At 59.7% G+C, this 21,905-nt stretch carries 22 protein-coding genes; 12 read left to right on the top strand and 10 right to left on the bottom strand.

The genetic code is table 11. The features are described 5' to 3' along the window. Positions 1–101 precede the first annotated feature (101 nt). The 5 genes from CHB75_RS03255 to CHB75_RS03235 form a co-directional block, all read right to left on the bottom strand. A complete protein-coding gene (locus CHB75_RS03255) occupies positions 102–1,391 on the bottom strand; it encodes a TRAP transporter large permease (RefSeq protein ID WP_089269095.1) in 1,290 nt (429 codons plus the stop codon). A 74-nt stretch (positions 1,392–1,465) separates the two neighbouring features. Continuing rightward, entirely contained in the window at positions 1,466–2,467 is a 1,002-nt protein-coding gene (locus tag CHB75_RS03250) for a TRAP transporter substrate-binding protein (RefSeq protein ID WP_245840649.1), read from the bottom strand. 25 nt (positions 2,468–2,492) lie between these two features. Next, the gene (locus tag CHB75_RS03245; RefSeq protein WP_217898758.1) at positions 2,493–2,981 is read right to left on the bottom strand and encodes a TRAP transporter small permease; all 489 of its coding nucleotides are present in this window, start codon (positions 2,979–2,981) and stop codon (positions 2,493–2,495) included. Positions 2,982–3,014: 33 nt separating this feature from the next. After that, entirely contained in the window at positions 3,015–4,151 is a 1,137-nt protein-coding gene (locus CHB75_RS03240) for an FAS1-like dehydratase domain-containing protein (RefSeq protein WP_089269094.1), read from the bottom strand. A gap of 35 nt (positions 4,152–4,186) precedes the next feature. Beyond that, positions 4,187–5,746, bottom strand: coding sequence for an acetate--CoA ligase (locus CHB75_RS03235; RefSeq protein WP_089269304.1), 1,560 nt, complete (start codon positions 5,744–5,746; stop codon positions 4,187–4,189). A 146-nt stretch (positions 5,747–5,892) separates the two neighbouring features. Here CHB75_RS03235 and CHB75_RS03230 point away from each other — a divergent pair, with 146 nt between their 5' ends. Genes CHB75_RS03230 through CHB75_RS03220 form a run of 3 tightly spaced genes read left to right on the top strand, consistent with a single transcriptional unit; the run spans position 5,893 to position 8,331 of the window. Beyond that, positions 5,893–6,678, top strand: coding sequence for an IclR family transcriptional regulator (locus CHB75_RS03230; RefSeq protein ID WP_089269093.1), 786 nt, complete (start codon positions 5,893–5,895; stop codon positions 6,676–6,678). 2 nt (positions 6,679–6,680) lie between these two features. Next, positions 6,681–7,112 carry a PaaI family thioesterase gene (locus CHB75_RS03225; protein ID WP_089269092.1) on the top strand — a complete coding sequence of 144 codons (432 nt, stop codon included), beginning with the start codon at positions 6,681–6,683 and terminating at the stop codon, positions 7,110–7,112. Next, positions 7,105–8,331 (top strand): CaiB/BaiF CoA transferase family protein, encoded by a 1,227-nt coding sequence (locus tag CHB75_RS03220; RefSeq protein ID WP_089269091.1) that lies wholly within the window; start codon positions 7,105–7,107, stop codon positions 8,329–8,331. Before CHB75_RS03225 ends, CHB75_RS03220 begins: the two co-directional genes overlap by 8 nt. Before the next feature lie 369 nt (positions 8,332–8,700). Here the strand turns inward: CHB75_RS03220 and CHB75_RS03215 are convergent, their stop codons facing one another. Together CHB75_RS03215 and CHB75_RS03210 are read right to left on the bottom strand one after the other, a co-directional pair. Next, positions 8,701–10,584 carry a methyl-accepting chemotaxis protein gene (locus CHB75_RS03215; RefSeq protein WP_089269090.1) on the bottom strand — a complete coding sequence of 628 codons (1,884 nt, stop codon included), beginning with the start codon at positions 10,582–10,584 and terminating at the stop codon, positions 8,701–8,703. A gap of 319 nt (positions 10,585–10,903) precedes the next feature. Next, on the bottom strand, positions 10,904–11,794 hold the full coding sequence (locus tag CHB75_RS03210; RefSeq protein ID WP_245840690.1) for a helix-turn-helix domain-containing protein: 891 nt from the start codon (positions 11,792–11,794) through the stop codon (positions 10,904–10,906). 300 nt (positions 11,795–12,094) lie between these two features. On the opposite strand from CHB75_RS03210, the gene CHB75_RS21255 reads away from it, so the two are divergent. The 8 genes from CHB75_RS21255 (at position 12,095) to CHB75_RS03175 (ending at position 19,002) form a co-directional block, all read left to right on the top strand. Next, a complete protein-coding gene (locus CHB75_RS21255; protein WP_141135069.1) occupies positions 12,095–12,316 on the top strand; it encodes a hypothetical protein in 222 nt (73 codons plus the stop codon). 128 nt (positions 12,317–12,444) lie between these two features. Next, positions 12,445–13,683, top strand: a complete 1,239-nt coding sequence (locus CHB75_RS03205) for an urea ABC transporter substrate-binding protein (RefSeq protein ID WP_089269088.1) — start codon at positions 12,445–12,447, stop codon at positions 13,681–13,683. 10 nt (positions 13,684–13,693) lie between these two features. After that, entirely contained in the window at positions 13,694–14,560 is an 867-nt protein-coding gene (locus tag CHB75_RS03200) for an ABC transporter permease subunit (protein WP_089269087.1), read from the top strand. Further along, entirely contained in the window at positions 14,560–15,591 is a 1,032-nt protein-coding gene (locus tag CHB75_RS03195; RefSeq protein ID WP_217898757.1) for a branched-chain amino acid ABC transporter permease, read from the top strand. The genes CHB75_RS03200 and CHB75_RS03195 overlap by 1 nt, the downstream gene beginning before the upstream one ends. After that, entirely contained in the window at positions 15,588–16,310 is a 723-nt protein-coding gene (locus CHB75_RS03190; protein WP_089269086.1) for an ATP-binding cassette domain-containing protein, read from the top strand. Before CHB75_RS03195 ends, CHB75_RS03190 begins: the two co-directional genes overlap by 4 nt. Further along, entirely contained in the window at positions 16,307–17,014 is a 708-nt protein-coding gene (locus CHB75_RS21945; RefSeq protein WP_089269085.1) for an ABC transporter ATP-binding protein, read from the top strand. The genes CHB75_RS03190 and CHB75_RS21945 overlap by 4 nt, the downstream gene beginning before the upstream one ends. A gap of 63 nt (positions 17,015–17,077) precedes the next feature. Further along, positions 17,078–18,634 carry an amidase gene (locus CHB75_RS03180; RefSeq protein WP_089269084.1) on the top strand — a complete coding sequence of 519 codons (1,557 nt, stop codon included), beginning with the start codon at positions 17,078–17,080 and terminating at the stop codon, positions 18,632–18,634. A 71-nt stretch (positions 18,635–18,705) separates the two neighbouring features. Next, positions 18,706–19,002, top strand: coding sequence for a putative quinol monooxygenase (locus CHB75_RS03175; RefSeq protein WP_089269083.1), 297 nt, complete (start codon positions 18,706–18,708; stop codon positions 19,000–19,002). A 410-nt stretch (positions 19,003–19,412) separates the two neighbouring features. Here the strand turns inward: CHB75_RS03175 and rpsU are convergent, their stop codons facing one another. The 3 genes from rpsU to CHB75_RS21590 form a co-directional block, all read right to left on the bottom strand. Then, complete coding sequence (gene rpsU / locus CHB75_RS03170) at positions 19,413–19,613, bottom strand: 30S ribosomal protein S21 (protein ID WP_089269082.1); 201 nt, start codon at positions 19,611–19,613, stop codon at positions 19,413–19,415. A 346-nt stretch (positions 19,614–19,959) separates the two neighbouring features. Continuing rightward, complete coding sequence (locus tag CHB75_RS03165) at positions 19,960–20,511, bottom strand: carboxymuconolactone decarboxylase family protein (RefSeq protein ID WP_089269081.1); 552 nt, start codon at positions 20,509–20,511, stop codon at positions 19,960–19,962. A 130-nt stretch (positions 20,512–20,641) separates the two neighbouring features. Then, entirely contained in the window at positions 20,642–21,079 is a 438-nt protein-coding gene (locus CHB75_RS21590) for a c-type cytochrome (RefSeq protein ID WP_176439047.1), read from the bottom strand. Between the two features lie 467 nt (positions 21,080–21,546). On the opposite strand from CHB75_RS21590, the gene CHB75_RS03155 reads away from it, so the two are divergent. Beyond that, positions 21,547–21,888, top strand: coding sequence for a DUF2794 domain-containing protein (locus CHB75_RS03155; protein ID WP_089269302.1), 342 nt, complete (start codon positions 21,547–21,549; stop codon positions 21,886–21,888). Positions 21,889–21,905 lie beyond the last annotated feature (17 nt).

The following is a 21,905-nucleotide window of genomic DNA, read 5'->3' as shown; positions in this document are numbered from 1 at the left end:
CATATGTCTCCGTGTTCTGGTGCTTTTCTCCCGGGGGCCTTTTCCACGGTAAAAGGGAAGGAAACCGGATGCACACAGTTTGTATTTAATTGAAAACAGCGTCAGCGCGTCATGAATTCCGGCAGGAACAGGGTGATCTGCGGAAAACACAGCAAAAGCAGCAGAACGATGATTTCCATCCCGAGGAAGGGCAGAATTCCACGAAAGATCGTCTTGAGCGGCACTCCGGTCTGCGCTGCTGCCACATAGGCATTCAACCCCAGCGGCGGTGTCAGCAAACCGATCTCGACCGTCTTGGTCACCACGATACCGAACCAGACCGGATTGTAGTCCAGCGCCATGGCGATCGGAAAAGCCAGCGGCATGGCCAGCGACAGGATCGCAAGCTGGTCCATGAACATGCCCATGATCAGAAGCACCAGGACCATGATGGCCATGATCGTCGTGGGTGACAGATCCGTTGTCGCGACGAATTCCAGCAGGTTCTGCGTGATCCGCGTGAAAGCCAGGTAGTTCGCGAAAATTGCCGAACAGGCGACGATGGTCACGATCATGACAGTCGCCCGGATCGCGCCACTGACCGACCGGTTGAAGGCGCCAAAGCTGAGACTGCGCTGAAACAGAACGATGATCAGCGATCCCATGACACCCAGCGCTGCGGCCTCTGACGGGGATGCGATCCCGCCATAGATTGCGCCAATCACCGCGACAATCAAAAGGGCCATGGGAAGGACGTGGCGGCTTTGGACCACTGCGGTCTTCAGGACAAAAGGCGCACCCTTTGGGGCCTGATCCGTGGTGTGGGCGATCACCTTGATCACCAGCGCAAGGCCAAGCGCAGTCAGAAGGCCGGGGATTATTCCGGCGATGAACAGCTTGCCGATCGAGGTTTCGGTCAGCACGCCATAAACCACCAGGACGATGGATGGTGGCACCACCACCGCCAGCGTGCCCCCGACGCTGACCACCGCCGCGGCAAGACGATCCGAGTAATTGTGGTTGCGCATTTCCGGAAAGGCCGAGGCCGCCATGGCTGCGGTCGAGGCGGTTGAACTGCCGACAAGCGCGGCAAGGATGACCGATGCCGCGACGGTCGCCATCGCCAATCCACCTTTGACATGGCCGATCCAGGATTGGCAGGCGATGATCGCACGGCGCGTCACATCCCCGGCAGTCAACAATTCGGCCATCAGGATGAACAGCGGGATCGCCACCAGAATGAAGGACGAAGAGGTATCAAAGAAAACCCGTTCGAGAACAGAAAGCGCCGGACGCATGCCCAGCTGCGCCGCCAGCCCGACAAAGCCCGCAAGCCCCATGGCAAAGGCAATCGGCATCCGGAAGGCCATGAGAATGGCAAGTAGGAAGAGTATGGCAATAAATGTAAGCATCGACGGGGCCCGCGCTCCTTGGGTGGGGCGGCCACACCTGCGACCGCCCATTCGGTTTCTTTAGGAAACGCGCCTTATTCGCTTGTCAGCTTGCGATAAGTCTCAAGAATTTCCGCGGCCTGGTCGTTGTTGATACGTTCGGCCCAGTCCGTGTTGACGGCCGTCAGGGCATCCCTGATCGTGTCCAGTTCGGCATCGGTGAATTCGTAAGTGTCGATCCCCTCCGCCTGCCATTCCACGATAAGGTCACTGACCGAAGCATCCTGCGCCTGCGCAACATGGGTCGCGGTTTCGCCGCCCAGACGGATCATTTCCGCCTTCACGTCATCCGAAAGACCGTCGAACACGCTGTTGCCCAGCACCATGACAAAGCTGTAGCCGCCAAACGACCCGTTGGTCGAAATGTGGCTGACCACTTCGTTCAGCTTGTAGCCGGGGACAGAGGCCAGCGGGAAAAGCACCGCATCAAGACGACCGCGTTCGATGGCGGTATAGACTTCGGGCCCGGGGATCGAAATTCCGACAGCGCCAAGCGCCCGCGCCGTCATGGCCTGAGTTGACCCGGATGTACGCACGTCCAGCGCGTCCCAATCGGCAGGCATGCCCAGACGTTTCTTGGCCAGAACCTGATAGGGCGGCAACACGAAACCAAAGATCGGGGTGACACCGGCCGCCAGGAATTCGTCGCGCAGCGGCCCCTCTTCCAACATGGTCTGCAGCGCTTTGGTACCCTGCACGGCTGATCCGTAAAAGCCCGGAAGACCGACAACAGAGTTCAGCGGCAGCGATTCAGCGTGGTAGATTGCACCCAACAGTGCGGCGTCCAGAATGCCGTTGTTCACAGCGTCCAGCTGCGCCGCAGACTTTGCGGCCTGCTGCGACGGGAAGTGTTCAAAGCTGATCTCACCCCCGGTGGCTTCTTCGACGGCGGCCATCCACTTTGCCGTTCCCTCGACAGAAACGATGTGGCTGGTGGACTGAAAATCCCCCAGACGCAGCGTTTCCGCGTGAACAGGCCCAAATCCCAGCGCCAGCGCGCCGACAAAAGTCGAAACCATTTTATTCATCGGTGTCATGTTTTCTCCTCCCAGAGTTGTTGTTTCAGGTGTGATCCGCGCGCACCACAAAGGCATCGTGGATCAGCCGCAGGACCAGCACGCCGCACCCCAGGGGAACGACGGCATAGGCCCACCCGAGCGGCCAGTCGAGAACCCCGTATTCGACCTCATTGTTGGTAAAGGCCTTCAGGGCAAATTTTCCGGACATATAGGTGACGGCGGCAAAGAACACCGCCGGCAGAAGCAGTCGACCAAGCGCGACGACCTTGCCGAACACGCCCGGCAAGGTTTCCGGACCGAAATCCAGCGCAAGGTGCCCCCCGTCGCGAAAAACGCGCGAGAGGGACAGTGTTGCCAGGGCGGGCATCAGGTAGAGTTCGGTCAGTTCGAACTGGATCTGCACTGGTTCGTTGAAGAACAGCCTGAGCAGGATGTCCCCATTGATCAGCACAGCCACCGCGACAAGAGCGAGGCACCCGCCAAGATGCAGGGTATCCTCGAGTTTCGACAATAGTTTATCCAGTACGTTCAACCTCGCCTCCCCAGCGGTTGACGCAAAGCTCCCCTAGCGCTTGGGCAGCTCTACGATTGCAGATCCGACAGCAGACATTTCGCCATCCTGCTGTTCCGCGCGCTGCTGGATTTCCAACAGGTAGCGGCCGTTTTCCTCGTATTTCCGAGTCACTGTGCCGTTGATCAGGATAATGTCGCCTTCGGGATTGTGACGGCGGACCTGACATTTGGCCTGTGCAAGGAAACCATCATCGCCCATCCAGTTGGTGATCTGATGCGTCAGCCACGAGGTGCGTTCCGGACCATAGTCATAGGCACCCGGTGCGCCGACCTCCAGCGCGAACTCCTCTTCCCAGTGCACCCGCTCGGGGCAGTCGGGAATGCCGAACTTGTTCTTGATGCCGGCGCTCGGGTGCTTCTGCTGCAACTGCCAGGCCAGCTTGTTGGCACGAATGTACAACCCGCCCCAACCCTGCGCGTAGCAGATGAAACCAGTGGCCGTCATCGGACCCTTGACCATGGTGGGCAGCTCTTCGCCTTCGGTCACGTCATCCCAATACCGGGTCTCGGCGCCGCGCACCGTTTCCTGCTCGTAATACTTGTAGTATTTATCAAGCTCTTCCTGGGTATAGACCTTGCGGCCTTTTTCCTTGGCTTCGGTGTATTTCGTACCGTTTTCGCGGGCTTGGTCGCGGTCGGTGCGGAAACACCAGCTGTCGGCCTCGGCCAGCATCTCGCCGGTGTTCGCGTCAAAGAAATCAACATGATAGATCTGCTGGATCGCCTTGCCGGCAAAACGCGTATCATGCTCGATCAGGTCTTTGAGATACGCCTCGGTGCGGAACTCGGTGTTGCGCAGGATCGGCTTGTGCCATGTCCAGTTCGCGCCCGACCACATTGCGTGCACGCCCGGCAGACCGCCGACATAGCCCGAAATGATCCGGCTGGTGGAAAACAGGAAGCTGGGCAGCGCCAGAACGTCACCGTATTTGGTGGTCTTGGCGTATTCCGGGTCACACCACAGCGGGTTGTCATCGCCGATACCGTGGGCGTAGTGGCGGATGTTGTCGCGGGTCGCTTCATAGCACCACGGCTCGACCGTCTTTTCGATCTTCACGCCGACGCGCTTGCGCAGCTCCTCCACGCCCTCTGGCGTGATCTTCGGGAATTTTCGGGTCATTTCGTTCATCGTGTCCTCCTTGAATGTTCTATACGCGGGGCGGATTACTCCGCTGCTTCTCGCTTTGCGGCCTGCTGGTCGCGAAGGATTTTTCGGTTCACCTTGCCGGCAGGTGTCTTGGGCAGCTCGGTGACAAATTCGATCTGGCGGGGGTATTCGTGCCGCGCCAGCCGCGCGCGCACGTGATCCTGAATGCTTTTCGTCAGGCCCTCGGTCTCGGGCGACTTGAGGATGATGTAGGCCTTGACCACCAGCCCGCGCACCGGGTCGGGCGCACCGATGACGGCACATTCGGCCACAGCCGGATGGCTTAGGACCGCATCTTCAACCTCGACCGCGCCAATGGTCCAACCGGCCGAGATGATCACGTCGTCAGCCCGCCCACCGTGATAGAAATAGCCGTCGGCATCGACGCGCCCCAGATCCTTGGTGGGAAACCACTCGCCGTGCTTCTTGACCATCAATTCGCCGGTTTCATCGGGGTCGGCGGGTGTACCATCGGGGCGCTGCACCTCGACCTCGACACCGGGCACGGCCTTGCCCATGGCACCGTCGCGCACCTCAAGATCATCCGCACCGGGATAATTCGAGATGATCACCCCGATCTCGGTCGTGCCGTACATCGACCGGACCTTGGTGCCAAAGACACGTTCGACATAATTGGCAGTCTCGGTGTCAATCGGCTCGCCGGTAAAGCTCAGCTTTTCGAAGACATAGTTGAAATTCTCGGCCTCGCCGGTGTTGCGCATCATCCGGTAATGGGTGGCGGCGGCAGTCAGGTTGGTGATGCGGAAATCCTGCAATGCCTTCAGCAGGCGCACCGCGTCGAACCGTCCGCTGAACGTCCCCGTCGAAACACCCATCGCCAGCGGCGCCAGTGTGCCGTGCCACAATCCATGGCCCCAGGCCGGCGACGACGGGCAAAAGAACCGGTCGCCGGGGCGGATCCCGGTCGCATAAAGCGCGGCAACCATCAGCGTCACGATGGACTGCTGGCTGTGCTTGACGGCGGCGGGCAGCGCGCGCGTCGTGCCGGATGTATATTGCAGCACCGCAAGGTCGCGGCCCGATGTCGTCCAGTCAAAGGTTGCGGGCAGATCGTTCAGCCCGTCCAGAAACGCTTGATCCACCACGACCACATTCTTGGCGCCGCCCTCGGTCGCGTCCGATGCCTTTTCGGAATTGGTAAAGAATATCTCTGGCTTGCAATCGCCGACCCGCAGACGGATCCCGTCCGGCCCGAACAGCGAGAACATCGGCACTGCAACCGCCCCGGCCTTGATCACCCCGAACAGCACGCAATAGAACGGCAGCGACGGCTCGATCATCACCGCGACCCGATCGCCTTTGGCAATGCCCCGGCCTGTCAGGTAATGCGCGATCTGTGACGACCGGCGTGAAATCTCTTCAAAGGTAATGACCTCGTCCGCCCCGTCTGCATGGGCCACCCGCAGCGCGACATTGTCGCCATCCACGTGCCGGTCGATGCATTCATGTGCGATGTTGAAATGGTCGCGCGTCCCGTCGAACAACTGCCAGAGCCCGTCCTTGGAAAAATGCGTCTGTGCATCCGCATAGGACGTGAATTCTGTCAGGCGCGTCATTTCGATCTCCTCCCAAATCTCGATCAACAGGTCATCCGATCTGACCGGCGGCTTCGTTGACAAGGGTAGGGATTATCGCCAAGTATTGTCAATATGGTTATATTATTGTATCTGTACAACAAATACCGTGCAGCGAGGGGGCTGAAATGACCGCCGAAGAAGACAAGACAACGACCAAAAGGCAGGTGCCAGCCGTCACCCGCGCCCTTGCAATCCTGAGGTTTCTGGCACGCTCGCCCGACCCTGTCGGGGTCAATCCAATTGCCCGGGGTCTGGGACTGGTGCCCAGCACCTGCCTGCACATTCTGCGGGTTCTGCAGGACGAAGGGCTGGTAGATTTTGATTCGAATACGAAACAGTACTCGATCGGAATCGGTATCCTGCCGCTGGCCCGCGCGGCGCTACAGCGCAACACCTTCTCATCGGTGGTGCAGCCTCACCTGTCGGCACTGTCCAACAAATTTGACGTCACAAGCATCGCAACCCAGCTGGCCGAACCGCGCCAGATGGTTGTGGTGGCGCTGGCGCAATCCAGCACCCCTTTCCGGCTCCAGGTCGATCTGGGCAGCCGCTTCCCCGCCCTGATCAGCGCGACCGGCCGTCTGCTTGCCGCCTATAATAATCTGCCCGAAAACACCCTGCGGGCCGAGTTCCAGAAACTGAAATGGGACCACCCACCCGCATTCGAAGACTGGTCACTTCAGGTTTCTGAGACGCGCGAACGTGGCTATGCCGTCGACCCGGGCATCTACATTTCCGGCGTGACGGTTGTGGCCGTCCCGGTCTTTGGCACTGACGGGCGAATGACACGCTCGCTTGTCGCGCTTGGCATCACCGAACGCCTTCGGAACAAGGAAATCCCAAAGCTCGCCAAGGCGATGATGGCGATCCGGGACGACATCCAGACATCACAAATCGACACCGGGAGCTGACCGTGACGCAACCTGATACCTCCCCCGCAGATTGGCGGGAATTGAAGATAGACGGATTCCTCGGGCTGATCGGCCCGCTTCTGCGATCGACCCGACCAGAGGCGCGCAACCTTTACGGGCTGCAGACCAATGACACGCACAGGAACCCGATCGGCATCATTCACGGCGGTGTGCTGACCAGTCTGCTGGATCAGGTCATCGCGATGGAGGCCTGGTACGCCGCGGACCGCCGCCCATCGGTCACCGTGCAGATGGATACCCGGTTCCTTGACTCCGCAAAGGCCGGTGATTTCCTTGAGGCACGCGCCAGCATCCGTCACGCGACCCGCAGTCTGATGTTTGTGGACGCCGATATCACCTGCGGCGACAAACAGGTCGCAAACGCCACCGCCGTCATGAAAATTTCGAAAACTGCAGGAACATCCAATGACTGAAACGCAGACATCCCCGCGCAAAGGCCCCCTGTCCGGCATCAAGGTGCTTGATTTTTCGCGCATCCTGTCCGGCCCCTATGCCAGCATGGTTCTTGCAGACCTCGGCGCCGAAATCATCAAGATCGAGCCGATTGAAACCGGCGATGAAACCCGCAACTTTCCGCCGTTTCAGGCGGGAATGAGCCATTATTACATCGCCCTCAATCGCAGCAAGCAAAGCCTCAGCCTCGATCTGAAATCGCCTGAGGGTGCCGAGATCGCCCGTGAACTCGCCGCGCAGTGCGACATCGTTCTGGAAAACTTCCGCCCCGGTGTCATGGACCGTCTCGCGCTTGGCTATGATGCACTGCGGGCGGAAAATCCGGGCCTGATCTATTGTTCGATCAGCGGGTTTGGCGCCAACAGCCCGCACGGCGACAAACCGGCGTTTGATATCGTCGCGCAGGCGCTCTCCGGCGTCATGCACATGAACCGCGAACCCGGTCAGGCCCCCAACAAACTGAGCCTGCCGCTGGGCGACATGTCCGGCAGCATCTTTTCCGTGTTCGGCATCCTCGCCGCGCTGCACGAACGCAATCAGACCGGCCAGGGCCGCCATGTCGAAATCGCCATGCTGGACAGCCTCATCGCCATGCAGGGGTATCTGTCGCAGATCTACTTTGTCTCGGGGCAGGACCCACAGCCCGTCGGCACCCGCCATCCCAGCATCGTCCCCTACGGATCATTTCCGACCGCGGACGGGCATGTCATCGTGGCCTGCCTGACAGAAAGGTTCTGGCATAATTTCGCACGCTGTCTGGATCTGGAAAACCTGATCACGGACCCGCGCTTTGCCGTTTATGAACAGCGGCTTGCCAACCGCGACGCCCTTGAACAAGAGATCTGCGCGCGGATGGCGGGGAACACGACCCAGTACTGGCTGGAGCGTTTGTCAGAGTTCGACGTCCCGAATGCCCCGATCCTCAGTATTGCCGAAGCGCTGGAACAGCCGCACGTCTCTGCCCGCAACATGATCGAAACGGTGACACATCCGCAGGTCGGCGACCTGAAACTCGTGCGCAGCCCGATGCTTTTTGACGGTCAGGGCCCCGATACCTCAGCCGCCCCCGCCCTGCTGGGTGAGAACTCTCGCGATATATTGCGCGAAAAGCTTGGGCTGGATCAAAACACAATCGACGACTTGATCCTGAAAAAGATTGTGGGCGCCGCCGATGCCTGAGGCGGCGCGGCATTTCAGTTGGCCACCACGTGTCCCAAAAAATCTCGCCAGATGAGTTCAGCCCCGATGGTCTTGAACAAGGTCCCGACCGCTGCGGTCTCATGAATGTACCCTTGCCACACATGGGCAGCGGAACCCATGCTGGCGCAGGATCTTCTTCTAATCGCGCCAACAAAATTGGCTGCCACTGATCCAGTGCCCGGCCGGGTCACAGGCAGCACAATTGCGAAAGGGGGCGTTATGGATGCAGCCCTTTGCCGCTGCACAAAAGGCTATGACCAGCTTCAAGGCGCGGGTCGCCTGGGGAACGCTATGTCGTCCTCATGAAACACAAAGGTCCAGGTCCCATAGAATCGTGGGACAAAACACTTATGCCTGTTTTCTCTTCGCAGGCACCGGTTCTTCCCAATTTCTCGCGTCCGCTGAAACTTGGCGCTCCCCAAACTCGTTGTTTGACACATTGGACATCTGCGCACCCGCTGCCGAGCGCTCCAGAGAGAAACGCGTCACTGCCGCCACCAGAGAATTCGCTTCCTGTGTCAGGGCATGACTCGCAGCAGTCGTTTCTTCGAACATGGCAGCATTCTGCTGTGTAACGCGGTCCAGTTCATTGATTGCCGTATTGATTTCACTGATACCACCAGATTGTTCCCGTGCGGGTTTGGCGATAGTAGAAATGCGCTCAAAGATGACAGTTACCGAATCCAGAATTGCTTTCAGGGCTTTTCCTGTCTGTCCAACCAGCTCGCCACCATTATCCACCTGTTCGCCGGAATTTAAGATCAAGGCGCGGATTTCCTGAGCCGCTCCGGATGACCTTTGTGCGAGCGCTCTCACTTCTGCCGCAACGACCGCGAACCCACGACCAGCATCCCCGGCCCTTGCCGCTTCAACACCCGCATTCAAAGCCAGCAGATTGGTCTGAAAGGCAATATCGTCGATGACATTCGTGATCTTTGATATTTCACGCGAGGAATTCTTAATGCTTTCCATGGCGCCAATGGCTTTGGCTGCGACAGCCCCGCCATTTTCGGCGTTGTGCTTGGCCTCTGAGGACATTTTTGACGCTTCATCCGCGCTTTCCGCAGCTGCGCTCACCGATACTGTCAGCTGATCAAGCGCTGCGGCCGTCTCTTCGAGGGTTGCGGCTTGTGTTTCAGTACGCCGCGACAAATCATCGGCTGCAGATGCAATGTCATTGGTCTCGTTTCTGATTGTTTCCGCATTGTTCGCAACGACGCCAATCGTGTCCCTCAGTGACCCCAGGGCTTTGTTGAAATCTTCTCTGAGCTTTTCATACTCTTGCGGAAAAGCTGCGGAGAGATCATCACCCAGATTGCCTTCTGCGAGTTTTTTCAGTCCCAGGCCAAGCGTTTCGACCACTCTGTTTTGCTCCGCTGCGCGGATTTCGCGTTCGGTCGCTTCGTCTTTTTGCCGCTCTTGCATGGCAGCACGCTCGATCAGGCCGGTGCGAAAAACCTCAAGCGCGCGGGAGATCTTGCCAAAGACCGTCTTGTCTTTGCTATAGGGCACCGCACTATCCAGATCACCCTCGGAAAGATCTGACATACGCGTGGTGAGACGCTGAATAGGCCGTGTGACGCTGTAGGTAATCAAAGCTGCGAAACCAAGAAGTGCCGCAGAAATCATCATCAGGAGCTTGTTGAGTTCCGAGTCGATTGCAACCTGCGCCGCTTCGATACTCGTAAGATAGGCACCTGTCCCGACAACCCAGCCCCAGGGAACGAACGGCTGGACAACAGATAACTTGTCGACAGGCGGATCGCCTTCGGCGGCACCGGGCGCGGCCCATTGGTATGCGACTGTTGCCGGTGTACCATCTTTCGTGCCCTCAACCATTTCTTTGAAAATGAAGGTGCCGTTTGGATCTTTGAAACCCATCATGTTATTACCGACCAAAGATGCTTTGGCTCCGTGCATGAGCACAACGGCATCCCTGTCATTGATCCAGAAATAGTTGTTACCTTCGTAGCGAAGCCCTTCCAGGACAGCCAAAGCCTGCGTCTGCGCTTCTTCGACAGACAGCTGTCCAGTCTCAGACAGAGTGTGGTATTCTTTGACAATGGACATCGCGAGATCAGTCAAATGAGTGAGCTCAGTCTCTTTTAGCTCGACCGAGGCCGCGTGGAACGTCGCGATCGAGTTTTTCTGCAGGGCAAACAGCCCCGCTATTGAAAGAGCGACCAGAACGCACAAACGCCCACCCACACCGATTTTTCCAAGAATGTTCATTTGCAGAGCCTTTGGGAACAACCATTCACCTCGGCTTAAAGGCAGTCTGTTAAGATTTTTGGAAGACAGTCACGAACACCTGAGTCGGGCGCACTCTGACGTTGCGTCCGGATCCCCGGGATCAAAAGCCCGGCCCCGCTCGCCCGGGTCTGCTTGCCCCAGAAACGGATGCGCGCCGGTTCAATGGCGTGCCGGGAGGGCGCGCAGGCGGCTGCCATCTGGCCGCAGGGATTTCGCGCCCGACCGCTTCGAGCGTCAGGTCCTGGGCCGCCAGTTTCAGCGTGATACCGCAGAAGATGCTCGCACGGACATCGCAGTGTCAGCTTCGCAGCAGGATTGAACTGGGTGATCGCCCGAATTCGCGTTTGAAGGCCTGGCTGAAATGCGACGCGTCGCTGAACCCGAAATCGAAAGCAATGTCCGTGATCGAGCCCGAGCGACCTTCGGTGATGGCCCGGTACGCCCCCTGAAGCCGCATCTTCCAGAGCCACCGCATCGGGGTTGTCCCCTCAGCGCTGAAAAGCCGGTTCAGAGACCGGGGAGAAACCCCATGTATGCCGCAGATCATATCGAGGTTCAGATTGGTGTCCTGAAGATTGCCAAGAAGATAGTCCTTGATCTTGCGCAGCTGTTTGTCGCGATGATCGTTGGACTGACTGCAATCCGGGCGAAAGCAGTGTTCAACGCTCCCGAAAATCAGATCCAGAACCGAGGATTCCATTTTGGCCGAGATATCGGCATCACCCTCGTTTTCGAAATCCTGAAATCGCGACAAAAGGGACTGGGTGAACTTGCCGGCATGGGATTGTCCCGAAATCCTGCGGGCAGTCAGATCCGCGACGCCCTCCAGCCGGGTGGTGACAAATGACCTCTCGACGGCCATGACCAACCCACGTGAATCGCCGATAAAGTCGAGCGTGAACGGCGCGGCCTGATCATAAAGCGCAACATCCCCCGGCCCCAATACCGTGCTGCGATCTGATTGCTTCATCCCCAGTTTGCCCTTGAGGGACAGAAAGACCATGATGTGATCGCGCGGATCCATGCGGATATCGGATGCACTGCGCACCAGTGACAGGTGCCGATCCGCAGACTTTGCAGCAACGTCCCCAAACCCGAGCGCACCGGATCGCCAGGACCTGACAGACCCTGTAAATTCGCGTTTCTTCGCGATCCCGCACTCGGTCGTCGAGAAATTTCTGCAGGTCATATTGTGCCAGCCGTCAAAGCCGGCGCCACAGGTCCCGGTGTCAATGTAACTTGATTGCAGCATGGCGTCCTCTTCTCAGCCCAGACATCCCCCAGAAAAGAGTGCGGCCAATTCTTAAGAGCGCAAGGTTTTCGACAACCGGTGCTCCCGGCCCGGTCCGGCCCGCTTTTGGCAGTTTCAACACAGAAGCTGGCAAGGCGAGACAAGCGTAAGTCAAACGCTGGTTCATAAATTCTTAACAACGACCAGCGGTCCGGGATGAAGAAACCCGCGCTGCCTTCTCGTTCGATGGACACAAAAATGACGATCAGCCGCCCAACAATTGAGCACCTGAAAGGCATCACCCAAGGCTTGCGCATCACTGTCGCGACCAAAGAAGGCGGGATTGGCCTGGTCAACGAAAGACCCCAGCCGATGACCTCTGCCCCCGCTTTGACAGCCACTTTGGTCTGCCGGTTGGCCGGAATCTGGCAGCAAAGCCCTTGGATATTGCCACGGCGCCGCCATCGGGCAGGCGCATGATTTGAAAATGCTCTGACCCAGATCGGGGGCGCGCTCCGGCAGTGATCCGTCAGGGCTCGTGGAACTAACGACAGACCAAAAACAAGTCTCAGATCAACTAGAGACATCCAACAGAAAGGTATCTGAACATGACACTCTCACGCCGTAATTTTCTTCGGACCACCGCGATTGGCGGCGCAGCCCTCGCCGCGCCGTCACTGATTGGCAGCATGGCGCAGGCGGCTGACGGCCCCATCAGGATCGGCAGCCTGCTTGACCTTGCCGGCCCGCTTGCCGCGACCGGTGAACCGATGGCATATGCGACCGAACTGGCCGTGGAAGAGCTGAACAACGCCGGCGGTCTTCTGGGCCGCGAGCTTGAACTGGTCAGCTACGACACCCAGTCCAGCATTCAGCTATATTCCCAGTTCGCCCAGCAACTTGCCGTTCGCGACAAGGTCGATGTCATCCACGGCGGCATCACCTCGGCCTCGCGCGAAGCGATCCGGCCGATCTTTGACCGGTTCAGAACGCTCTACTTCTACAACACCCTGTACGAAGGCGGCGTCTGCGACCGCAACACCTTCAACACCGGAACGACTCCGGCCCAGACCGTCGAAAAGCTGGTGCCCTATGCAATGAACCTGTGGGGTAAGAAGGTCTACATCATCGCGGCGGACTACAACTATGGTCAGATCACCGCGAAATGGATGAAGAAATACGTGCAGGACAACGGCGGAGAAGTCCTGTCGATCGACTTCTTCCCGCTGGACGTGACCAACTTCGGGCCGTCGATCTCGCGTATTCAGGCGGCCAAGCCCGACCTGTTGCTCTCGGCCATGGTCGGGGGCAATCACACCGCCTTTTACCGCCAGTGGGCTGCCGCGGGCCTGAAGGGTGAAATCCCCATCGCCTCCACCACCTTTGGTCTGGTCAACGAACCCGCCACCCTCGAAGCCGCCGAAAGCAACGGGGTGCTTGGCTCTTACGGCTATTTCGAAGAGCTTCAGACCCCCGCAAGTCTGGCCTTCGTCAAGGCGATCAAGGACAAGCACGGCGCACAGACGCCCTATATCTCGGAACTGGCCGCAGCGAGCTATGAGGGTGTCCACCTTTGGGCCGAAGGCGTCAAAAAGGCCGGAACGGTCGACCGGATCCCCGTCATCGAGGCGCTTGAGACCGGGATTTCCTTCGACGGGCCAAGCGGCAAGGTCGTGATCGATCCCAAGACCCACCACGTCACGCGCAACGCCTTCCTCGCCGAAGTCGAAGACAAGTCCTGGAAGGTTCTCGAAACCTTCGAACAGCAGGCCCCGCTGGATACTGCGGCTGTTTGCGACCTCGAAGCGAACCCGACTGACACCACCCAGTACGAAATCGACATCTAAGGACACCGATATGGACATTGCGATCATCGTAGGTTTGGACGTTATCAGCGGCATTGCCTCTCTTGTGCTTATCAGCGCCGGGCTTGCGGTGATCTTTGGCATGATGAAAATCATCAACCTCGCGCATGGGGAATTCCTCATGCTCGGGGCCTATGCCACGGTGTTATCGGTTTCGGCGGGGGTGAATATCTGGCTGGCCATGCTGGTCATCGCCCCCGTCTTTGTCGGGCTGTTCGGCGTCCTCGTCGAACGCTGCCTGATCCAGTTCCTCTATGGCCGGCTGGTGGATACCATGCTGGCCACATGGGGCCTCAGCCTGGTGATTGTCGGCGGAACCACCATGATCTTCGGCAATACGATTGTCGGCGTCGGCTCACCCCTCGGGGGCTTTTCCGTCGGCCAGTATCAATCGAGCCTCTACACCCCCTTCCTTGCCCTCATGGCGATCTTGCTGATGACAACGGTCTGGGCCGTGATGAAGTTCACCCGCGCCGGTCTGATCGCGCGGGCGGTCATGCAGAACCCTGACATGGCGGCCACGCTCGGCGTCAATCCGGCCCGCGTCTACATGGCAACCTTTGGCGCGGGCGCGGCCATGTCGGGGCTTGCGGGCGGGCTGCTCGCCCCCGTCGCGGGCGTCGTGCCGACCATGGGCGCCGCCTATATCGCCAAGGCCTTCATCACCGTCGTCGGCGGCGGAACCTCGGTTCTGTGGGGGTTGATCACGGCCTCCGGGCTTTTCGGCTTCATCAACCAGATTGCCGCCTTCCTGACCACGCCGGTCTTTGGCGAAGTGATCCTGTTCGTGGCGGCTGTCGTTCTGATCCGGATGCTGCCCACCGGGATTTCCGGCAAGTTCTTCAAAGGACGTCTGTAATGCAGATCTTAAAAGGAATGAACGCCGCACTGATCGGGTCCGCCGTTGTCGCGGTCGGAGTGATCGCCGCGCCGTATTATGTCGACCTGTTCCAAATCATGCAGCTCACCGTATTCGCCGCGATGGCGGTGCTGGCGCTCAGCCTCGGGTTCATCTGGGGCTACGGCGGGATACTGTGCTTTGGTCAGACCTCTTTCTTCGGGCTTGGGGCCTATGCCTACGCGATCGCCGCCATCAATTTCAGCGACAGCACGCCCGCCATCGTAATGGCCATCCTGATCCCGGTGATCTTTGCGGCGCTGCTGGGGTATTTCATGATCTATGGCGGCGTCAGCGACGTCTATCTGGGGGTGATCACCCTGACCGTGTCGCTGATCCTGTTCAACATGGTCAATTCGACCGCCGGTGATTTCTACAAGATCGGCAATGCCCGTCTGGGCGGCTTCAACGGGATACCCGGCATCCCGACGTTCAACATGCCCGGCAACCCGGATTACATCCTCAGCCCCGAACAGGCCTGGACCGTCACCGGCCTTGCCCTGATCGTCGTCTACCTCGGGCTGCGGGTCCTGATTGCCAGCACCTTCGGACGGATCATCATCGCCATCCGCGAAAATGAAACCCGCGCCGCCCTGCTGGGCTATGATCCCCGATTTTACAAGCTGATCACCTTCATGATCGGCGGCGCCATCGCAGGCTTTGCCGGGGCGCTTTACATCAACTGGGGCGCGTTTGTCAGCCCGACGATCTTTGCCCTCGGGCTTTCTGCACAGATCATCATCTGGGTCATCATCGGCGGTCGCGGCACCCTGATCGGGCCGGTGATCGGTTGCCTGCTGATGCAGTGGATGGTGACGTCGATTGGCGAACAACAGACGCTGGACGCGAATTTCATCCTTGGTGCGATCCTGATCGTCTTCGTTCTGCTGGTCCCCAAGGGGATCGCACCCACCCTGCGCGATCTGGTGCTTGCACGGCTGCCCGCAAAGAAATCCGAAACCGCCCCTTCGAACGAAAGGGTGAAGGCATGACAACGCCCCTTCTCCAGACCAGCAACCTGACCATTCGCTTCGGCGGCGTCACCGCCGTGAACGCGGTCGATTTCACCCTCCGGGAATCGGAACTGCGCTGCCTGATCGGCCCGAACGGCGCTGGCAAATCGACGTTCTTCAAACTCCTGACCGGCCAGCTGCGCCCATCCGAGGGGCATGTTCACCTGCGGGGCACGGATATTTCCGGCTCTCTCCCGCACGAAATCGCCCGCAAGGGCGTGGGTATCAAGACCCAGGTGCCGAACGTGTTCAATGCGTTGACGGTCGAAGAAAACCTGTGGATCGCGGCGCGTCACAAACACACCCCGGCCTATGCCACGGACCTCGCCGAGGCGATACTGACCCAGCTGCGCCTGACCGGGATCGCCAAACGCGAGGTCGGGCAACTGGCCCACGGACAACGCCAGTGGGTCGAAATCGGCACCGTTCTTGCAGGCGAGCCGGACCTGATCCTGCTTGATGAACCGGCCGCCGGCATGACCCATGACGAAGTCGAACGCACCGCAGAGCTGATCCTCGAAATCAACAGGAAACGCGCCCTGATCGTTGTCGAACATGACATGCAATTCATCAAGATGATCGCCAAGACCGTCACGGTCCTGCACCAGGGGGCGGTCCTGATCGAAGACGATGTCGCCACGGTGCTACAGGATTCCCGGGTCCGCGACGTCTATCTGGGCAAGGGGCTGGCAGCATGATCCTCGAAATCGACTCTCTGCATTCCGGTTACGGCAAGATTCCGATCCTCATGGGGGTGACGCTGAACGTGGCCGAAGGCGAATTCCTCGGCATTCTTGGCCACAACGGCATGGGCAAGACGACGCTCATGAACACCTTGATGGGACATCTGCCCGCAACCTCGGGAACCGTCCGCTTCAACGGGCAGGACATCACCAGACTGTCGCCGCACAAACGCTCGCGCGCCGGGCTGGGCCTTGTCCCCCAGGGCCGTCAGATTTTCCCAGACCTCAGCGTCCACGAAAACCTGCGCATGGGCATGGCAGGCAGCACGGTCGAGGACCCTGCCTTCATGCAGGAAATCCTGTCGCTGTTCCCCCGGCTGCACCGCCTTCTGGACCGCCGCGGCGGTGCCTTGTCCGGCGGAGAACAACAGCTTCTGGCTCTGGCCCGATGCCTGTGTTCGCGCCCTAAACTGATGCTGCTGGACGAACCGACCGAAGGCATTCAGCCGTCAATTCTCGAAGAGATCGTGGACACCCTGAAAGTGCTTCGGGAACGGGGGCTGTCCCTTGTTCTGGTGGAACAGAACCTCGAATTCATCGCGGCGCTCTCGGGTCGCGTTCTGACGATCCAGAAAGGCGTGATCACCGGGGAAATGTCGCCAAAAGACCTGCAAGACCCGGAAATGATTTCCGAATTCGTCGGCATGAGCAGCACCTGAAGGCGCCCCCGGCAGCGATGCCCGACGCAATCATATGACCAACTGTCCCAGAGGAGAGAAACCATGACCGTGACAAGACCAAGCGTTGAACAGCTGATCGAAATCGGCAAAGGCCTGGGGATGACCCTGACCGATGCAGAGGCGGCAGAATACCACGCCCTGATGCAGGCCAACTTTGATGCCTATGACGTCGTCGATGCCGAACCCGACTTTACCCCGCCCGTCGCATTCCCCCGCACCACGGGGTACACGCCTGTTGCCGCCGAAAACCCCTATGGCGCCTGGGCCCGCAAGGTCGAAGTAAAAGGCGCCCCCGACGGCAAGCTGAGCGGCAAGACCGTCGCGCTAAAGGACAACGTCGCACTTGCCGGCGTTCCGATGACCAACGGCGCATCCACGCTCGCCGGGTTCGTCCCGGTCGCAGATGCAACCATCGTCACACGCATGCTTGAAGCCGGAGCAACCATTCACGGCAAGGCAGTCTGCGAATACTTCTGCCTGTCGGGCGGCAGCCACACCTCGAAACCCGGCATGGTCCATAATCCGCGCAAAGCAGGCTATTCCGCTGGCGGGTCGTCGTCGGGTTCTGCCGCGCTTGTCGGCGGTGGTGTCGTCGACATGGCGATTGGCGGCGATCAGGGTGGATCCATCCGTATGCCCGCCTCTTATTGCGGTATTGCCGGGATGAAACCGACCCACGGCCTCGTGCCCTATACCGGCGTGATGCCGATCGAGTCGACCATCGACCACACCGGCCCGATGACCAACACGGTTGCTGACAATGCCCTCCTGCTCGAAGTGCTGGCCGGCGCTGATGGCCTCGACCCGCGCCAATACGCGCCAAAGGTCGACACCTACACCGCGTCGCTGGACCGCGGCGTCAAGGGCATGAAGATCGCCGTCGTGAAAGAAGGCTTTGTCGCGGCCAACATGATGCCCGGCGTGGCGGATTCCGTGATGGAAGCCGCAGAAACCTATCGCAAGCTCGGTGCCATCGTCGAAGAAATCTCGATCCCCGATCACCTGTTGGCCGCCGCCATCTGGGGCCCGATCGCCCTGGAAGGCCTGCAATGGCAGATGATGCAGGGCAACGGCATGGGCATGAACTGGAAAGGCGCCTACGACGTCGGCCTGATGGATTTCCACGCCGCTTGGCGCGAAAAGGCGGATGACCTGTCGGAAAGCCTCAAGATCAGCATGCTGATCGGTCAATACGGCATCGATCACTACAATGGCCGCTACTACGCCAAATCACAGAACATCGCCCGCAAGGTCAAGGCCAGCTATGACGCCGTGTTCGCAAACCACGATCTTCTGCTGATGCCGACGCTTCCGATCACCGCGTCCAAATTGCCGGAACCGGGTGCCTCGATCACCGAAATCATCACCAAAGCCTTCGAAATGATCGCCAACACCTCGCAGTTCGACGTGACCGGTCATCCCTCCATGTCGATCCCCTGCGGTCAGGTGGACGGCCTGCCCGTTGGTCTGATGCTGACCGGCGCGGATTACTGCGAAAGCACGATCTACGCAGCGGCAGCGGCTTTCGAGGCAACCGTAGACTGGACCGGCGGCACGGGCAAAGCCGCGACAGCCCAGCCGGAACTGGCTTCGGCGTAACAAGTGAACCGCTTCAGGCTGATCGCAATTCGCGGTCGGCCTGTTGTCTCATAAAGGAGCCTTCGAGCATCATGATCACCATCACCGCCGTCATCCGGGCCAAGGCCGGACAGGCAGATACCCTGCGCGATGCCCTCTGTGCGGTCGCCGACAATGTCGCAAAGAACGAACCCGGGACCATCGGCTTCTTCATTTCGCAGGACCTGTCCGACCCGAACGTATTCACGACATACGAACGGTTCACCTCAACAGCCGCAATGGAGCTGCACAATGGATCGCCCGCCGTCGCAATCTTTTTCGCTCAGGCCGAGGCTTTGATTGATGGGCCGGTCATTCTGCACACCTGCCAGGAGGTGTCCTGCAAATAGCGCCTTCGACGCAACAACGCCGACGCGCGTAAAACCTTCGGGGGCAGTGTCGTTCTAACGCCAGGCATCAGCAGCAAATCAACACCACCGGGCACCATATGGCCCGCGCAAGTCGCCACGACCTCGGGTCATGCGGGCCACGCCAGCGAGGGCGCCTGCCATTTTCTGTAAGGTTTCTCTGAGGTTTCCGCGCAGAGGCATCAGGCCGATAGGACGTGCTTGCGCCACCCAGACAAAGCACGGGCAGACAAACGCAAACGGCATGCCACCTGCGTCTCAGTCAGCCCGAACAGATTGCTCCTGAATGTGAGCATCCTATGGAACCCGAATCACGCAAACAGCCCAAAATCAATGGGGCTGGAGCCTAACTCACGCAGATGCCCGAACCGGGCACCGAAGCAGAATCCGCCTCAGGATTCGCGTTCCAGTTTCTTGCGCGCCAGCTTGCGGGCACGACGGATGGCTTCAGCCTTCTGGCGTGCTTTTTTCTCGGACGGCTTCTCGAACTGCTCCTTGAGACGCATCTCACGGAAAACGCCTTCACGCTGGAGCTTTTTCTTCAAAGCCCGAAGGGCTTGATCGACATTGTTGTCGCGAACACTAACCTGCATGTGGTTATGACCATCTTTCTGGAGTGAAGTTGCATTGAATTACAGGAGCCGCTCGATACCGCGTGAATATTGTCTTGTCGAGCCTGCTGACGGGGATTCTCTCAGGAAATCCGGATAAAACCATTCCAAAGCGGCCTTTCCGCAGTCCGCGGTCCGCCAGATGCCCCATTCCGGCTGATCTGTAACGGCAACCGCCATACCCTCGGGGTGCACCGCGACGGCCTCGGTTTTTGGCGCGATTCCCGGAAATCCCCAAAGATCGTCCGTGATTCTCGCCCTCCTTCGGCCTGCGGATGCAGCTCCGTCCGAAAACCCGCAGACCTGCAAACATGCCCGTACTCAAGTCTCAGCCCTCAAACGGGTCCGCCTCCAGCGCCGCTGCCACATCCGCATCGATCGGCGTCCCGGTTGTGTTCAGAATTCCGCCCAGCACCGAATAGAACCCCACCGTCGCGATCAGGTCGAACAACCCGTCGCTGCCCACCAATGCCTCGACCTGCGCCACCAGTTCCTCTCCGATCCGGTGATCGTCAAACAGCGCATCCACCGCCCCCGCGATCACCGCATCCGCCTCGGCCATCTCCTCGACCGGGCCACGAATGCTGCCGATCCGCGCATCGCTCATGCCTATCTTGCGCGACCGCACCACGTGATGCGCCCATTCATAGGGCGATCCCAGCCGATGCCCGGTGCGCAGAATCGCAACCTCGCTCAGCTCCGCCCCCAGCGCGGTCTGCACCACCAGATGGTCGCGCAGCGGCGCCCAGGCATTCAGCAGCGCGGGCCGATGCGCCATCACGCGATAGACGTTCAACCGGGTGGCAAAACCGCCCTTCAACCCGTCCAGACTGGCAGGCCACCCGGCATCGCTTAGCGGCGGATAATCAGAATTCGGCATGGCGTGGACCTTTCGGGACATGGTGGCATCACACTGCCCAAAACCCGGGCAAAGAACCAGAGCGCGGATCTGCCAATTGCAAACCCGCGAGATTCACCGCCTCTCCCTGCGGTCACTCGGACCTGCGCCCTCAGTCGGCCAGCCGATAGCGCCGATGACAGTTCTGGCAACTCTGCTCCAGCACCTTGATCCCGGCGCCCAACTGCTCGGGCGTGTCGGTCCGCAACGCCGCGGCCGCCGCTTCTGTCCGCGCCGCGGCTTCCTCGAACCCGGACCAATCCGCCCAGATCAGGGGACGCGCGCGGGACCCCGCATCAATGACCTGAAATTCGAAATGGATCGGGATCGCCGCAACATCCGCCCTCAGCTTGCTGGCCAGACGTCCGGCATGATCCGCATCAAATGTCGTCTCGCCCCGCGCCATCGATCCCAGCGTGGTACTTGTATCCCGGATCTGCGTCATCAGCCGCAGACGCTTCATCACATCCGTGCTTTGCGTGCCGGGCAGGGCAAAGGCGGCACCGGCAAAGATCAACGGCACAAGGGCGGCACTCAGGCGCAGGGGCATCGGGGGTATCCTGTATCTTCGGTATCTGCTCAATGATTCCGGGATGGCGTCATTACGTATCGCGCCCCCGGTTGTGGCGCGTTCTGGACGCATGCCGCCCCGACCGCAAGACTTTACCGGCCCCGGCCCAGCCATACGCCAGCCATACGCTTTCCATACGAAATCCATACGCCTTCCATATGCGGTTTCCGAACGCTCCGCCCCCTGCGCGCTCACCTTGGGCATGGCAGAAACAACCACCAGACACCACAATATCGCCCCCCGATTCGGCGTAACCCCAGAAGCAGCGCGGCCATGACGACCGTCACCCAACCGCGCCACCGGCACAGCGCCCGACATCGGCGTCACGCTGCAACCCGCGCCGAGCCGGACGCGCCCAGCGCGTCTGGCGAGACATCTGCCCCGGCACAGCCGGGCCCGTTTGGAAAGGACTTGATTTGCTGCGCATTCGGCGCGACTCTGTGGGAATGAACAGCCTCACGCCCTTTCCCGCGCCGCACCAGCTGCCCGAACAGGTGGCGTTTCACCGCACGGAACTGTCGCTGATCCTCGGACTCTACGGGAAAATGGTCGCCGCCGGGGAATGGCGCGACTACGGCATCTCCTGCCTCAGGGAAGTGGCGGTCTTCTCGATCTTCCGCCGCGCGGCGGAAAACCCGCTCTACCGGGTCGAAAAACGCCCCAAGCTACGCAGCAAACAGGGCCAATACGCCATCGTCGGGATGGATGGTCAGGTGCTCAAACGCGGCAACGACCTCAAACTTGTCCTCCGGGTTCTCGAACGCAAACTGATCCGCGCCATCGACTGACAGCGCGGATCCGCCAC

The organism is Puniceibacterium sediminis (genome assembly GCF_900188035.1).
In the GTDB taxonomy this organism is placed as follows: domain Bacteria; phylum Pseudomonadota; class Alphaproteobacteria; order Rhodobacterales; family Rhodobacteraceae; genus Puniceibacterium; species Puniceibacterium sediminis.
The sequence above is the reverse complement of the archived record's forward strand: the minus strand, read 5'-3'. Positions and strand labels throughout refer to the sequence as shown.

Excerpts from the sequence above, each read along its gene's own strand:
- CHB75_RS03205 (WP_089269088.1), top strand. The coding sequence starts at position 12,445 with ATGACACTCTCACGCCGTAATTTTCTTCGGACCACCGCGATTGGCGGC.
- CHB75_RS03155 (WP_089269302.1), top strand. The coding sequence starts at position 21,547 with ATGAACAGCCTCACGCCCTTTCCCGCGCCGCACCAGCTGCCCGAACAG.
- CHB75_RS03200 (WP_089269087.1), top strand. The coding sequence starts at position 13,694 with ATGGACATTGCGATCATCGTAGGTTTGGACGTTATCAGCGGCATTGCC.
- CHB75_RS03250 (WP_245840649.1), bottom strand. The coding sequence starts at position 2,467 with ATGACACCGATGAATAAAATGGTTTCGACTTTTGTCGGCGCGCTGGCG.
- CHB75_RS21590 (WP_176439047.1), bottom strand. The coding sequence starts at position 21,079 with ATGCCCCTGCGCCTGAGTGCCGCCCTTGTGCCGTTGATCTTTGCCGGT.
- CHB75_RS03190 (WP_089269086.1), top strand. The coding sequence starts at position 15,588 with ATGACAACGCCCCTTCTCCAGACCAGCAACCTGACCATTCGCTTCGGC.
- CHB75_RS21255 (WP_141135069.1), top strand. The coding sequence starts at position 12,095 with ATGACGATCAGCCGCCCAACAATTGAGCACCTGAAAGGCATCACCCAA.
- rpsU (WP_089269082.1), bottom strand. The coding sequence starts at position 19,613 with ATGCAGGTTAGTGTTCGCGACAACAATGTCGATCAAGCCCTTCGGGCT.
- CHB75_RS03220 (WP_089269091.1), top strand. The coding sequence starts at position 7,105 with ATGACTGAAACGCAGACATCCCCGCGCAAAGGCCCCCTGTCCGGCATC.
- CHB75_RS03215 (WP_089269090.1), bottom strand. The coding sequence starts at position 10,584 with ATGAACATTCTTGGAAAAATCGGTGTGGGTGGGCGTTTGTGCGTTCTG.
- CHB75_RS03180 (WP_089269084.1), top strand. The coding sequence starts at position 17,078 with ATGACCGTGACAAGACCAAGCGTTGAACAGCTGATCGAAATCGGCAAA.
- CHB75_RS03235 (WP_089269304.1), bottom strand. The coding sequence starts at position 5,746 with ATGACGCGCCTGACAGAATTCACGTCCTATGCGGATGCACAGACGCAT.
- CHB75_RS03255 (WP_089269095.1), bottom strand. The coding sequence starts at position 1,391 with ATGCTTACATTTATTGCCATACTCTTCCTACTTGCCATTCTCATGGCC.
- CHB75_RS21945 (WP_089269085.1), top strand. The coding sequence starts at position 16,307 with ATGATCCTCGAAATCGACTCTCTGCATTCCGGTTACGGCAAGATTCCG.
- CHB75_RS03175 (WP_089269083.1), top strand. The coding sequence starts at position 18,706 with ATGATCACCATCACCGCCGTCATCCGGGCCAAGGCCGGACAGGCAGAT.
- CHB75_RS03210 (WP_245840690.1), bottom strand. The coding sequence starts at position 11,794 with ATGACCTGCAGAAATTTCTCGACGACCGAGTGCGGGATCGCGAAGAAA.
- CHB75_RS03240 (WP_089269094.1), bottom strand. The coding sequence starts at position 4,151 with ATGAACGAAATGACCCGAAAATTCCCGAAGATCACGCCAGAGGGCGTG.
- CHB75_RS03230 (WP_089269093.1), top strand. The coding sequence starts at position 5,893 with ATGACCGCCGAAGAAGACAAGACAACGACCAAAAGGCAGGTGCCAGCC.
- CHB75_RS03195 (WP_217898757.1), top strand. The coding sequence starts at position 14,560 with ATGCAGATCTTAAAAGGAATGAACGCCGCACTGATCGGGTCCGCCGTT.
- CHB75_RS03165 (WP_089269081.1), bottom strand. The coding sequence starts at position 20,511 with ATGCCGAATTCTGATTATCCGCCGCTAAGCGATGCCGGGTGGCCTGCC.